Genomic DNA, 12,341 nt, shown 5'->3' on the forward strand with positions numbered 1-12,341 from the left:
GCCGACCTGACGATCGAAGCGTTTCCAACGCCGCTTGAACAATCTAACTCGTTGAATCTCAAGGAGTTTCTCGTTCCATTGTCGCTGGAAGTGGGGCGCATTATAAGGGGATTCGAGAAGGCGTCAACCGTTAATTTGATTAAATGCAGCTATCGCTGAAAACAAAGCGGGGAGGCCTGCCGGCCTCCCCGCTTCTATATAGCTAAATCACCCGGCGCTTACTCGGCTTTCAAGGTAACCCGGCCGAACGACTTCTTCCCAGCCTGGCACACATGGGTCGCGCCGAGCGCAAACAGGAAGTCCTTGTCAACGACGGCGCCATCCACTTTGACGGCGCCACCACTCAGCAAGTCGCGGGCCTGTGCAGAATTCTTCACCAGGCCAGCCCGGTTGAGAACGGCAGCGATCGGCAGATCTTCAGTTGCTGCCACTTCGATTTCTGGCAGGTCCTCCGGCAGCTCCCCTTCCTTCATGCGGTTGCCCGCAGCGCGGTGAGCATTGGCCGCCGCCTCTTCACCATGGAAGCGTGCGACGATTTCTTCGGCCAGCTTGATCTTGATGTCACGCGGGTTCGCCCCATTGGCGACGTCGACGCGCAGCTGCTCGATCTCTTCCATCGAACGGAAGCTCAGCAGCTCGAAATAGCGCCACATCAAGGTATCCGGAATCGACACCAGCTTGCTGTACATCACACCTGGCGCCTCCTGGATACCCACATAGTTACCCAGCGACTTGGACATCTTCTTCACACCGTCCAGACCTTCGAGCAGCGGCATGGTCACGATGTTCTGTGCTTCCTGACCATAGGCGCGCTGCAACTCGCGCCCCATCAGCAGGTTGAATTTCTGGTCGGTCCCACCCAGTTCGACATCTGCGTGCAAGGCGACCGAGTCGTAGCCCTGCACCAATGGGTAAAGGAATTCGTGGATGGCGATCGGCTGGTTGGTGGTGTAGCGCTTGTCGAAGTCATCCCGCTCGAGCATGCGTGCGACGGTGTACTGCGATGCCAGGCGAATGAAGTCGGCCGGCGTGAGCTGGTCCATCCAGGTAGAGTTGAACGCGACTTCGGTCTTGGCCGGATCGAGAATCTTGAACACCTGCTGCTTATACGTCTCGGCGTTGTCCAGTACCTGCTCGCGGGTCAGCGGCGGACGCGTGGCGCTCTTGCCGCTGGGATCGCCGATCATGCCGGTGAAATCACCGATCAGGAAGATCACCTGATGCCCCAGCTCCTGGAACTGGCGCAGCTTGTTGATCAGCACCGTGTGGCCCAGGTGCAGGTCAGCCGCGGTCGGATCGAAGCCTGCCTTGATACGCAGAGGCTGGCCGCGCTTGAGCTTCTCGACCAGTTCCGACTCGACCAACACCTCTTCCGCACCGCGCTTGATAAGCGCCAGCTGCTCTTCAACCGACTTCATAGACAGACCCGCAAGGCTCAGATTCAAAGGGAGCCAACCATACAAGATCGGCCATCAATTACAAGTTTCGAAATGAAATGTGACCCGACCGTAGCGTCACAGCGTCTACGCGCCCTTGCGCGAAAATAGATTTGGTTATATTTTATACAGTTATTTCATCTTCATCATGTCATTCATCTTTTCCATATTCACTTTTCTTCAAAGTCTCCTTACCTATGACCAACGAAACGCCTAAAGCGCCTCCGCTTTATCCGAAAAGCCATCTGTTGGCCGCTAGCGGTATCGCCGCCCTGCTCAGCCTGGCCCTTCTAGTCTTCCCAACCAGCGACGTCGAAGCGAAAAAAACCACCCTTAGCCTGGAGCTCGAAAGCCCGGCCGAGCAATTGAAGGACGAAGCCGGCACCGCCCCGCTGGTCCAATCGCAAGCCGGTCAAGGCTCGCCCTTTGCACAGATCGAGGGCGCCCAAGCCGATACCGAGCAGGCCGCCCAGCAAGCGCCTGCCGCCGACGACAACACCACCGCCAAGCTCCCCGGCCACCGCGAAGTCACCGTGGCCCGCGGCGACACCCTGTCCACCCTGTTCGCCAAGGTTGGCCTGCCGGCCAATGCGGTCCACGATGTACTGGCCAGCGGCAAGCAAGCCAAGCAGTTCAGCCAGCTCAAGCATGGTCAGGTGTTGCAGTTCGAACTCGACAAGGATGGCCAGCTCGCCAGCCTGCACAGCAAGGTCAGCAACCTCGAAACCATCCGCCTGAGCAAGACCGCCAAGGGCTATGCCTTCGATCGCGAGATCGTCAAACCCGTAGTACGCACTGCCTATGCCCACGGCGTGATCAAGAGCTCGCTGTCAGCCTCCGCGCAGCGTGCCGGCCTTTCGCACAGCATGACCATGGACATGGCCAAGGTGCTGGGCTACGACATCGACTTCGCCCAGGACATCCGCCCAGGCGACGAATTCGATGTGGTCTACGAGCAGAAAGTCATGGACGGCAAGGTCGTCGGCACCGGCAATATCCTTTCTGCCCGTTTCACCAACCGCGGCAAAACCTACACGGCGGTGCGCTACACCAACAAGCAGGGCAACACCAGCTACTACACCGCCGATGGCAACAGCCTGCGCAAGGCGTTCATCCGTACGCCTGTAGACTTCGCACGCATCAGCTCGCGCTTCTCTGCAGGCCGCAAGCACCCCATTCTGAACAAGATCCGTGCCCACAAGGGTGTGGACTACGCCGCCCCACGTGGTACGCCCATCAAGGCTGCTGGGGACGGGCGCATCGAACTGGCCGGCCGCCGCGGCGGCTACGGCAACACCGTGATCATCGCCCACGGCAATCGCTACAAGACCCTCTACGGTCATATGCAGGGCTTCGCCAAAGGCATCAAGAACGGCAGCAACGTCAAGCAAGGCCAGATCATTGGCTACATTGGCACCACTGGCCTGTCCACCGGCCCGCACCTGCACTATGAGTTCCAGGTCAACGGTGTTCACGTCGACCCACTGAGCCAGAAGGTGCCCATGTCCGACCCGATCGCCAAGAACGAGCGCCAGCGCTTCCTGCAGCAGAGCCAACCCTTGATCGCACGCATGGACCAGGAAAAGGCCACCATGCTCGCGGCGAACAAGCGCTGAGCATGGCGCTTTATCTAGGGCTGATGTCCGGCACCAGCCTCGATGGGCTGGACATCGCGTTGATCGAGCAAGGTGCCCAATTGCGCTTGCTCGCAACGCATTACGTGCCCATGCCCACCGACTTGCGCCAGGAATTGCTCAGCCTGTGCAGCAGCGGCGCTGATGAAATCGCTCGCGCGGCCCTTGCCGAAAACCGCTGGGCCACCCTGGCGGGTGAAGGTGTGCATGCTTTGCTGGCCAGCCAGCAGCTGCCTGCCAGCGCCGTCCGCGCGATCGGCAGCCATGGCCAGACCATCCGCCACGAGCCAGCCCGCGGCTTCACCGTGCAAATCGGTAACCCGGCGCTACTGGCGGAGCTCACGGGCATCAGCGTGGTGGCTGATTTTCGCCGCCGCGACGTGGCGGCTGGCGGCCAGGGCGCGCCACTGGTTCCGGCGTTTCACGAGCACTTGTTCGGCCACCTTGGCCAACGCCTGGCGATTCTCAACATCGGCGGATTCAGCAACCTCAGCCTGATCGAGCACGACAAGCCCGTGCACGGCTTCGACTGCGGCCCTGGCAACGTCTTGCTGGATGCCTGGATCGAGCGTCAGCTGGGCCAGACCTACGATGCCAACGGCCGCTGGGCTGCCAGCGGTCAGGTCCAGGCGGACTTGCTGTCGCGCCTGCTCAGTGATGACTTTTTTGCCGGCAGCGGCCCGAAAAGTACGGGCCGTGAGGTGTTCAACCTGGCCTGGCTGGATCGCCACCTGGCTCAGCTGCCTGCCTATTCGATCCAGGACGTACAGGCTACGTTGCTGGAATTGACCGCGCGCAGCATCATCGACGCCTTGCAGAACGCTCAACACGGCACCGAGGCTTTATTGGTCTGCGGTGGCGGCGCGCGCAATGGTGCGCTGATGGCCCGTCTTGGGCAACTGCTGCCCGCTGCCACAGTCAGCAGTACCGGCAGCCACGGCATCGATCCCGACTGGGTCGAGGCCATGGCGTTCGCTTGGCTGGCCCACTGCTGCCTGGAGGGCATCGCGGCCAACCGCCCAAGCGTGACCGCAGCCCAAGGCCTGCGAGTGCTTGGCGCCATCTACCCAGCCTGACCTTAGCCCACAGGGTAAAACGCCGCGCAATTGCGCGGCGTTTTTGCATCCAGCCGGGTTCAGATGGAGAACGAGGAACCGCAGCCGCAGGTGGTAGCGGCGTTCGGGTTCTTGATCACGAAGCGCGAACCTTCCAGGCCTTCCTGGTAATCCACTTCGGCGCCAGCCAAATACTGGAAGCTCATTGGATCGACCACCAACGAAACGCCTTCGCGCTCGACGATGGTGTCGTCTTCGGCAACATCTTCATCGAAGGTGAAGCCGTACTGGAAGCCCGAGCAGCCGCCGCCAGTGACGAAAACGCGCAGTTTCAGACGGTCATTGCCTTCTTCGGAAACCAGGTTCTTCACCTTTTGCGCAGCGCCATGGGTGAATTCCAAAGCCGTAGGGGTGAAGGTTTCGACGCTCATGTTGACTCTCCCGGCGTAATCGCCGCCATAAAACTCGATGACGCGTATTATCCGCTTCTCCGAGAAAATCGGTCAACAATACGTAAGCTGCAAGCGGGCGCCAGGCGCGCGCCTGCAGCTCGACGCGGCTCGCTCAGGGCAGCAGGCCAGCGTGAGACAACCCCATGCGCTCGTCCAGGCCAAACAGGATATTGAGGTTCTGCACCGCCTGGCCCGAGGCGCCCTTGACCAGGTTGTCGATCACCGACAACACCACTACCAGGTCACCGCCTTGCGGGCGATGCACGGCGATACGGCAGACGTTGGCGCCGCGTACGCTACGGGTTTCCGGATGGCTGCCGGCCGGCATTACGTCGACGAACGGTTCATCGGCATAGCGTTTCTCGAACAGCGCCTGCAGGTCGACCGAGGTATCGACCACGGTCGCGTAAAGCGTTGCATGGATGCCGCGGATCATGGGCGTCAGGTGCGGTACGAAGGTAAGGCCGATATCCCCGCCAGCAGCCTGACGCAGGCCTTGGCTGATTTCCGGCAGATGGCGGTGACCTTTGACGGCATAAGCCTTCATGCTTTCACCCGCCTCACAGAACAACGAGCCCACTGCTGCGCCGCGACCAGCACCACTGACGCCGGACTTGCAGTCGGCGATCAGCCGCGAGGGATCGGCCAGGCCCGCTTCGAGCAGTGGCAGGAAGCCCAGCTGGGTGGCAGTCGGGTAGCAACCCGGCACGGCGATCAGACGTGCTTTGCGAATGCGCTCGCGGTTGACCTCGGGCAGGCCGTATACGGCGTCCTTGAGCAGCTCCGGCGCGCCGTGCGGCTGACCGTACCACGTGCCCCATTCCACCGCGTCCTGCAGGCGAAAGTCAGCGGAGAGGTCGATGACCTTGGTCCCGGCAGCCAGCAGCTCGCCGGCCAGGGCGTGGGCGACGCCGTGCGGAGTGGCGAAGAACACCACGTCACAAGCGGCCAGGGTCTTGCTGTCGGGCACGCTGAAGGCCAGGCCATCGTAGTGGCCGCGCAAGTTCGGGTACATGTCGGCAACAGCCATCCCCGCTTCGGAGCGCGAGGTGATGACCGCTACCTCGGCCTGAGGGTGCTGCGCCAGCAAACGCAGCAATTCGACACCGGTGTACCCTGTGCCGCCGACGATACCGACCTTGATCATAACGCTTGCCCCTTATCAACGAGCCGTCTGGAAAGCGCACGATGATAGGGGCGCAAGCCGTCTGTAACAACTCTTGGGGTGCCTCTTCGGGCGCTTGCCCTCTACTATCTGACGACCGTGATCACTTGAAGGAACTTCCCCCATGCTTTACCTATGGATCAAAGCGCTGCACATCGTCAGCGTGGTCTGCTGGTTCGCCGGCCTCTTCTATCTGCCCAGGTTGTTCGTCTACCACGCGCAGAGCCAGGACGGCATCAGCCAGGAACGCTTCATCACCATGGAACGCAAATTGTACCGCGGCATCATGAACCCGGCGATGATCGCCACCTACGTCTTCGGTGCCTGGATGCTCTACCTGACCCCCGGCTGGTTGAGCCAGGGCTGGTTGCACGCCAAGCTGACCCTGGTCATCGTGCTGACCGGCTACCATCACATCTGCGGCGCCCAGCGCAAACGCTTCGCTGCAGGCACCAATACTCGTAGCCATGTGTACTACCGCTGGTTCAACGAAGTACCGGTGCTCTTGTTGCTGGGCATCGTCATCCTGGTGGTGGTCAAACCGTTCTGATCGCCCTCGAGCACTGGAGCCCGCCCATGTCATTGCCCGCATCCCTTGAGCAACGCCTGTGCTTGCCAATCGTCGCCGCGCCGATGTTTCTCATTTCCAACCCTCAGATGGTGCTGAGCTGCTGCGCCAGCGGCGTGGTGGGCAGTTTCCCGGCCCTGAACCAGCGCGACAGCGCTGGCTTCAAGGCCTGGCTCGAGGAGATCGAGGCGGGCTTGGCCGCGCTGAAGGCGCCTGCGCCCTACGCGGTAAACCTGATCGTTCACCCGAGCAACCCGCGCTTGCAGGCAGACCTTGCATTGTGCGTGGCGCATCGCGTGCCGATCGTCATCACCAGCCTGGGCGCGGTGAAAGAAGTGGTAGACGCCGTACACGGCTATGGCGGCCTGGTATTCCACGATGTCACCACCCGCCGTCACGCTGAAAAAGCCGCCCAGGCCGGGGTCGATGGCTTGATCGCTGTGGCTGCAGGTGCCGGCGGCCACGCCGGAACTTGCAGCCCGTTTGCCCTGGCTGCCGAGATTCGCCAGTTCTTCGACAAGACATTACTGCTGGCAGGCTGTATCAACCACGGCCACGAAGTGCTTGCGGCCCAACTGTTGGGAGCCGACCTGGCCTACGTGGGTACCCGCTTGATCGCCACGCAGGAGAGCCAGGCCCAGGATGGCTACAAACAGATGCTGCTGAGCGCCCAGGCTGCCGACATCATCCATACCCCTGCCGTGTCGGGCATCCCTGCCAACTTCCTGCGCCCTAGCCTGGAACAGGCCGGCTACGACATGGCCTCACTCGAATCCGGGCATGAACAGGGCAAGCTCAAGCCGATCGACGACGAGGCCAAGGCGTGGAAAACGGTCTGGTCAGCAGGTCAAGGCGTCGGCGATATCCATGATCTGCCCAGTGTCGCTCGCTTGATCGAACGCTTGCACAGTGAGTACCACGCTGCCCTGGCACGCGCCGATGCGTTACGCGCCAAGGCCCCGTAGCAAAAGGCAACAACTCGCTCGGGCAAGCTGTACACTGTGCGCCCCTTCCGCCCCCAGGAGCCATGCATGACCCGTTACGCCATGATTACCGGTGCTTCCAGCGGCGTGGGACTGGCCCTGGCGGAAGCGCTGGCGCGGCGCGGGCGTAACTTGATACTGGTGGCACGTCATCGAGAAACCCTCGAACCCATCGCGCTCGAGCTGGCCCAGCGCTTCGGCGTCGAAGTGCTGCTGCGCGCTTGTGACCTCAGTCAGCCGCTGCGGCTCTCGGGCTTCGTTCTGGAGCTCGAAGAAGGCGAGCGACGCATCGACCTGTTGGTGAACGCTGCCGGGCAACGCACCTATGGGCCGTTCCTGGCCCATGAGTGGGCAGACGAGCAAGACCTGCTCGAGGTCAACATTCTTGCCGTTAGCCGGCTGTGCCATGCCATCGGTAACCTGATGGCAGTTCAAGGTGGCGGACAGATCCTCACCATCGCCGGCCTGGCCGCCGTTGCGCCGGGCCCCGGCATGGCCACTTACGCCGCCAGCAAGGCCTACGTGATGAGTTTCAGCGAGGCCCTGCGTGAAGAGCTCAAACCGGCTGGTATCAAAGTATCGGTACTGTGCCCGGGCCCGGTTCGTTCGCCGCGCCGGCGCATTCCCAGGCTCGAAGGCAGCAAGCGCTGCCTGAGCCCTGAAGAAGTGGCGCTGTACACGGTACGAGCCCTCGCCAAAAACCGCGCGGTGATCATGCCGCAGCGCCGCAACCGCTGGCTGGCAAGTCTTGCGCGTCTTTTGCCGCGCTGGGCGACGCGCAAGCTGGCCGGCTTGATTCACCGCCGTTACTGTCCGCTCGGTATGGAATAGCCACTGGGCGAGTGACGCCAGGCTGAGTACACTCGGGCCGGTCACTCACCCTGGAGCAAGTGCTGTGGACGATTTATTCATCAAGATCATCAACCGGGAAATTCCCGCCAAGATCATTTACGAAGACGACCAGGTCCTGGCGTTTCATGACATCGCGCCACAGGCGCCCGTGCATTTCCTGGTCATTCCGAAAAAGCACATCCGCACCCTCAACGACCTCACTGAAGAAGATAAGGGCCTGGCGGGCCACATTCTTTTCACCGCCCAGCGACTGGCCAAGGAACTGGGCTGCGCAGATGGCTTCCGCGTGGTCATGAACTGCAACGAACAAGGCGGTCAGACCGTCTACCACATCCACATGCACGTGCTCGGCCAGCGCCAGATGAACTGGCCGCCCGGCTGACCCAAGGCAAGCCCCATGTGGGCGATTGAGGTAGACTGTCGGGCATCACTTCAGCGGAGGTGCCCGATGGCTACCGAACGTCACTACTCGCCGCTCGACCGCTTGTTGCTGCAGGCCGATACCGCCATGCGCACCTTGCTGCCCTTCAGCGGCCAACCGTCCCGCCCGTCGCCGGCGATCATTCAACCCGATGCCCAGCTCGATGAGCAGCAGACCCGCCACGTCGCCGGCCTCATGCGCATCAACCACACCGGTGAAGTCTGCGCCCAGGCGCTTTACCAAGGCCAAGCCCTGACCGCCAAGCTGCCGCAGGTGCGCAAGGCCATGGAGCACGCCGCCGACGAAGAAATCGACCATCTGGCCTGGTGCGAACAACGTATCCGCCAACTGGGCAGTCACCCCAGCGTGCTCAATCCGCTGTTCTACGGCATGTCATTCGGTATTGGTGCCGTGGCGGGTCTGGTCAGCGACAAGGTCAGCCTGGGTTTCGTCGCCGCCACCGAGCATCAGGTGTGCAAACACCTGGACGAGCACTTGCAACAGCTCCCCGAACAGGACGAGAAATCCCGCGCTATTCTCGAACAGATGCGTGTCGATGAGGCCGAGCATGCCGATTCCGCCCTCGAGGCAGGCGGCTACCGCTTCCCGATGCCCGTACGGTTTGGCATGAGCCTGTTGGCCAAGGTCATGACCAAGAGCACTTACCGCATCTGAAGGCGCAACCATGACGGATCGAATCGACGCCAAGGACCTGGCGCGCGCCGTGCAAGCCGGGGTTCTGCAGCCGGGTCAGGACCAGGCCCTGCTGGCCTTTCTGCGCAGCCAGTCCCCGTCCCAAGGCAATCTTCAACTGGCCCACACGGCATTCTACTTCGGTGCGCTGCTGATCATGGGCGCCATGGGCTGGTTACTGACCGAAGCGTGGATGCGCATCGGCGATGGCGCCCTGCTCGCGGTGGCCGCCCTGTATATCGTGTCACTCACCGCACTTGCGCTGTATTGGCAGCGGCGCCAGCAACCCATCGCGGCGGGCGTACTGGCGGCGGCGGCGGTCAGTATCGTGCCGTTGCTGGTCTTTGCCATCGAACGGCTCGCCGGATGGTGGCCAATGGACGATACGCAGGCTGACTATCATCAGTACTACACCTACGTACAAGGGGGGTGGCTGCTGATGGAGGCCGCCACCGTTGTCGCGGGGCTGCTGATGTTGCGGCTGGTGCCCTACCCCTTCATCGTGATGCCGATCGCTGTAGCGCTGTGGTTCATGTCCATGGACTTGAGCGAATGGATCTATGGCTCACCGTTCAGCTGGGACCAGCGGCGCACGGTATCGCTGTGGTTCGGCCTCGCCACGCTCATGGCATTTCTGATCATCGATGGCCGCACGCGCGGCGATTATGCGCGTTGGGGTTACCTGGCCGGGCTGGCGGCGTTCTGGGGCGGGCTTACCATGACGGAAAGCGCCAGCGAGCTGGGCAAGGCGCTGTATTGTTTGATCAACCTGGGCCTGATGGGCATCGCTGTGCTCTTGCGCCGGCCAGTGTTCATGGTATTCGGGGCCATGGGGGTGGCCGCTTATTTGGGCTACCTGTCTTACGAGGTATTCGCCGCTTCGTTGTTGTTCCCCGTGGTGCTGAGCTTTATCGGCCTTGGGGTGATCGGCCTTGGCCTGCTTTACCAGAAGCGCCGGGAGCGCTTGAGCCAGGCAGTGCGCAGCAACCTCCCCGACTGGTTGGTGGCGGCGCTTCCCGCGCTGCGCGACTGAAACGAGGCGGGGCCGCGCGCCGCCCCGTCAGGCTCAGCCCAGCTCGACGATTTCGTAACCATGGGTGATTTCGACGTTGGCCCGTTCGAGCATGATCGAAGCCGAGCAATACTTCTCGGCCGATAGCTCTACCGCGCGCTTGACCTGGGCTTCTTTCAAACCGCGGCCCTTGACCACGAAATTCATGTGGATCTTGGTGAACACCTTTGGGTCTTCACTGGCCCGCTCGGCTTCGAGAAACGCCTCGCAGCTTTCCACGGCCTGGCGCGATTTCTTCAAGATGCTGACCACATCGAAACTGCTGCAGCCGCCCAGGCCGAGCAGGAGCATTTCCATCGGGCGTACGCCCAGGTTCCGCCCACCGGCTTCGGGCGGACCGTCCATCACCACGACATGACCGCTCCCGGACTCGCCGAGAAACATGGCTTCGCCGGCCCATTGGATGCGTGCCTTCATCTGTCTGTACTCCTGGAATTCGCAAAAGGGTGTCAGCTTAAGCCTTGGATGCCTGTCGGAAAAGCTCAATGCACTGCGCTTTAGTGTCAAAACTGCCGGCCGTGTCTGATAAGCTGGCGCCAATTGACTGGCGCTTCGCGTCAGCCGATGACTAACAAGAGCCTATGCGTCGCATCGAACAGGATTTCGTGATGGTTGCCTCAGCCCTACCCGCCAAGATCAAGAACATCGACAAGCTGTTAGCCCACTGCCAGCGCCGCCGCTATACCGCCAAGAGCAACATCATCTGCGCCGGGGATCGGGCCGATACGCTGTCGTTCATCATCAAGGGCTCGGTCACCATCTTGATCGAAGACGACGAAGGCCACGAGATGATCATCGCCTACCTCAACAACGGCGACTTCTTCGGCGAGTTGGGATTGTTCGAGCCCAATGGCGGCGAACACCAGCGCAGCGCCTGGGTACGGGCCAAGACAGAATGCGAAGTGGCGGAAATCAGCTACGACCGATTTCGTGAAGTGACCAGGCAAGATCCGGACATTCTCTATGCCCTGGGCAGCCAGATGGCCCAGCGCCTGCGCAATACCACGCGCAAAGTGGGTGACCTGGCCTTTTTCGACGTGACCGGTCGCGTGGCCCGATGCCTGCTTGAATTGTGCAAGCAACCCGATGCCATGACTCACCCTGACGGCATGCAGATCAAGATCACCCGCCAGGAGATCGGGCGGATCGTCGGTTGCTCCCGGGAGATGGTCGGCCGCGTCCTCAAGGACCTGGAAGAACGCAGCCTGGTGCAAGTCAAAGGCAAGACCATGGTGGTCTACGGTACGCGTTAGTCTTTGGGCAATGCCGCCAGCACATCGTCATAGGCTTTGGCCAAACGCTCGAACCAGGGTGCCTCGGGCGCTACTTCATGCAGGGCGATGTGACTGTCGGCGCGGCAGCGCTGCTCAAGTTCGCAACATTCGTTGAAGCGGTTGACGGCAGCGACCATCGACTCCCGTTCGTTGTCCAGCAACAGGGCACCGTGCACCAGCACCACCGGCCGTTTGCCACCCAGGCCCTGGCGCCAGCGCTGGGCCGTGCCGACCAGCTTGCGGCCATTGAGGTTGACGTTATAGCGCCCATCGCAGAAAGCCCCGTCGATCTCACCCACCGAGGCCACACCGCCCCACTCGCGCAATACCTCGCATAACGGCAGGCACAAACGCTCGTAGGCGTTCTCGATTCGGCCGTGGTCGCCTTCGCTGCGTGGCGCCACGTACACCAGGGCGATATTCACCGTCGCAGGCGATTGCGGGACCGGCTCGCCACCGGTTTCGCGAAGCAGCACCGGCCATCCGGCAATGGCCAACTCTGCACAGGCGGCTTCAAAGTGCTCGAGGCGGCTCATGCGCCGCGGCATGACCAATGCACAATCAGTCGGGCGCCAGAACAACACGGCGCATTCGCGATCACCGCGACATACCGCAGCCAACAGCGCCTGTTCGGCCTGCAGGCCTGCCTCAACAGTGATCGCAAGCGGTTGCTCAGTCATGGTTGTACCTTCGGTAGGGTGGCGCCGCCAAGGCTCGCTGGTCGCAACAGCAACGG

At 61.8% G+C, this 12,341-nt stretch carries 14 protein-coding genes; 9 read left to right on the forward strand and 5 right to left on the reverse strand.

What is annotated here, in order from left to right; genetic code table 11:
- Positions 1-218: 218 nt before the first annotated feature.
- Positions 219-1,418 carry a tyrosine--tRNA ligase gene (tyrS, locus tag FS665_RS03295; RefSeq protein ID WP_145183377.1) on the reverse strand — a complete coding sequence of 400 codons (1,200 nt, stop codon included), beginning with the start codon at positions 1,416-1,418 and terminating at the stop codon, positions 219-221.
- A gap of 215 nt (positions 1,419-1,633) precedes the next feature.
- On the opposite strand from tyrS, the gene FS665_RS03300 reads away from it, so the two are divergent.
- Both FS665_RS03300 and FS665_RS03305 read left to right on the forward strand, forming a co-directional pair.
- Positions 1,634-3,052, forward strand: coding sequence for a peptidoglycan DD-metalloendopeptidase family protein (locus tag FS665_RS03300; RefSeq protein ID WP_145183382.1), 1,419 nt, complete (start codon positions 1,634-1,636; stop codon positions 3,050-3,052).
- A 2-nt stretch (positions 3,053-3,054) separates the two neighbouring features.
- Entirely contained in the window at positions 3,055-4,146 is a 1,092-nt protein-coding gene (locus tag FS665_RS03305) for an anhydro-N-acetylmuramic acid kinase (RefSeq protein ID WP_145183385.1), read from the forward strand.
- Positions 4,147-4,205: 59 nt separating this feature from the next.
- Here the strand turns inward: FS665_RS03305 and erpA are convergent, their stop codons facing one another.
- Both erpA and argC read right to left on the reverse strand, forming a co-directional pair.
- The gene (gene erpA, locus FS665_RS03310) at positions 4,206-4,556 is read right to left on the reverse strand and encodes an iron-sulfur cluster insertion protein ErpA (protein ID WP_015268740.1); all 351 of its coding nucleotides are present in this window, start codon (positions 4,554-4,556) and stop codon (positions 4,206-4,208) included.
- A gap of 133 nt (positions 4,557-4,689) precedes the next feature.
- The gene (gene argC / locus FS665_RS03315) at positions 4,690-5,724 is read right to left on the reverse strand and encodes an N-acetyl-gamma-glutamyl-phosphate reductase (RefSeq protein WP_145183388.1); all 1,035 of its coding nucleotides are present in this window, start codon (positions 5,722-5,724) and stop codon (positions 4,690-4,692) included.
- A 142-nt stretch (positions 5,725-5,866) separates the two neighbouring features.
- Here argC and hemJ point away from each other — a divergent pair, with 142 nt between their 5' ends.
- The 6 genes from hemJ to FS665_RS03345 all read left to right on the forward strand — a co-directional run bounded on the left by hemJ (position 5,867) and on the right by FS665_RS03345 (position 10,292).
- The gene (hemJ, locus tag FS665_RS03320; protein WP_145183391.1) at positions 5,867-6,292 is read left to right on the forward strand and encodes a protoporphyrinogen oxidase HemJ; all 426 of its coding nucleotides are present in this window, start codon (positions 5,867-5,869) and stop codon (positions 6,290-6,292) included.
- Positions 6,293-6,318: 26 nt separating this feature from the next.
- The gene (locus FS665_RS03325; RefSeq protein ID WP_145183394.1) at positions 6,319-7,275 is read left to right on the forward strand and encodes a nitronate monooxygenase family protein; all 957 of its coding nucleotides are present in this window, start codon (positions 6,319-6,321) and stop codon (positions 7,273-7,275) included.
- A 66-nt stretch (positions 7,276-7,341) separates the two neighbouring features.
- Entirely contained in the window at positions 7,342-8,124 is a 783-nt protein-coding gene (locus FS665_RS03330) for an SDR family oxidoreductase (protein ID WP_145183397.1), read from the forward strand.
- A gap of 64 nt (positions 8,125-8,188) precedes the next feature.
- The gene (locus FS665_RS03335; protein WP_145183401.1) at positions 8,189-8,527 is read left to right on the forward strand and encodes a histidine triad nucleotide-binding protein; all 339 of its coding nucleotides are present in this window, start codon (positions 8,189-8,191) and stop codon (positions 8,525-8,527) included.
- A gap of 66 nt (positions 8,528-8,593) precedes the next feature.
- Positions 8,594-9,241, forward strand: a complete 648-nt coding sequence (gene coq7 / locus FS665_RS03340; RefSeq protein ID WP_145183404.1) for a 2-polyprenyl-3-methyl-6-methoxy-1,4-benzoquinone monooxygenase — start codon at positions 8,594-8,596, stop codon at positions 9,239-9,241.
- 10 nt (positions 9,242-9,251) lie between these two features.
- Entirely contained in the window at positions 9,252-10,292 is a 1,041-nt protein-coding gene (locus tag FS665_RS03345; protein WP_145183407.1) for a DUF2157 domain-containing protein, read from the forward strand.
- Positions 10,293-10,325: 33 nt separating this feature from the next.
- Here the strand turns inward: FS665_RS03345 and FS665_RS03350 are convergent, their stop codons facing one another.
- A complete protein-coding gene (locus tag FS665_RS03350; RefSeq protein ID WP_145183410.1) occupies positions 10,326-10,748 on the reverse strand; it encodes an OsmC family protein in 423 nt (140 codons plus the stop codon).
- A gap of 191 nt (positions 10,749-10,939) precedes the next feature.
- Between FS665_RS03350 and crp the strand changes: the two genes are divergently transcribed.
- Entirely contained in the window at positions 10,940-11,584 is a 645-nt protein-coding gene (crp, locus tag FS665_RS03355; RefSeq protein ID WP_145183413.1) for a cAMP-activated global transcriptional regulator CRP, read from the forward strand.
- Here the strand turns inward: crp and FS665_RS03360 are convergent.
- A complete protein-coding gene (locus FS665_RS03360) occupies positions 11,581-12,285 on the reverse strand; it encodes a lipoate--protein ligase family protein (protein WP_145183416.1) in 705 nt (234 codons plus the stop codon). The two genes, crp and FS665_RS03360, sit on opposite strands and share 4 nt — an antisense overlap.
- Positions 12,286-12,341: the final 56 nt, after the last annotated feature.

This window comes from Pseudomonas sp. URMO17WK12:I11 (genome assembly GCF_007677725.1).
Classification (GTDB): Bacteria; Pseudomonadota; Gammaproteobacteria; order Pseudomonadales; family Pseudomonadaceae; genus Aquipseudomonas.

What these genes read in the sequence shown, in the direction of transcription:
- tyrS (WP_145183377.1), bottom strand. Translation starts at nt 1,418, where the DNA reads ATGAAGTCGGTTGAAGAGCAGCTGGCGCTTATCAAGCGCGGTGCGGAA.
- FS665_RS03300 (WP_145183382.1), top strand. Translation starts at nt 1,634, where the DNA reads ATGACCAACGAAACGCCTAAAGCGCCTCCGCTTTATCCGAAAAGCCAT.
- FS665_RS03305 (WP_145183385.1), top strand. Translation starts at nt 3,055, where the DNA reads ATGGCGCTTTATCTAGGGCTGATGTCCGGCACCAGCCTCGATGGGCTG.
- erpA (WP_015268740.1), bottom strand. Translation starts at nt 4,556, where the DNA reads ATGAGCGTCGAAACCTTCACCCCTACGGCTTTGGAATTCACCCATGGC.
- argC (WP_145183388.1), bottom strand. Translation starts at nt 5,724, where the DNA reads ATGATCAAGGTCGGTATCGTCGGCGGCACAGGGTACACCGGTGTCGAA.
- hemJ (WP_145183391.1), top strand. Translation starts at nt 5,867, where the DNA reads ATGCTTTACCTATGGATCAAAGCGCTGCACATCGTCAGCGTGGTCTGC.
- FS665_RS03325 (WP_145183394.1), top strand. Translation starts at nt 6,319, where the DNA reads ATGTCATTGCCCGCATCCCTTGAGCAACGCCTGTGCTTGCCAATCGTC.
- FS665_RS03330 (WP_145183397.1), top strand. Translation starts at nt 7,342, where the DNA reads ATGACCCGTTACGCCATGATTACCGGTGCTTCCAGCGGCGTGGGACTG.
- coq7 (WP_145183404.1), top strand. Translation starts at nt 8,594, where the DNA reads ATGGCTACCGAACGTCACTACTCGCCGCTCGACCGCTTGTTGCTGCAG.
- FS665_RS03345 (WP_145183407.1), top strand. Translation starts at nt 9,252, where the DNA reads ATGACGGATCGAATCGACGCCAAGGACCTGGCGCGCGCCGTGCAAGCC.
- FS665_RS03350 (WP_145183410.1), bottom strand. Translation starts at nt 10,748, where the DNA reads ATGAAGGCACGCATCCAATGGGCCGGCGAAGCCATGTTTCTCGGCGAG.
- crp (WP_145183413.1), top strand. Translation starts at nt 10,940, where the DNA reads ATGGTTGCCTCAGCCCTACCCGCCAAGATCAAGAACATCGACAAGCTG.
- FS665_RS03360 (WP_145183416.1), bottom strand. Translation starts at nt 12,285, where the DNA reads ATGACTGAGCAACCGCTTGCGATCACTGTTGAGGCAGGCCTGCAGGCC.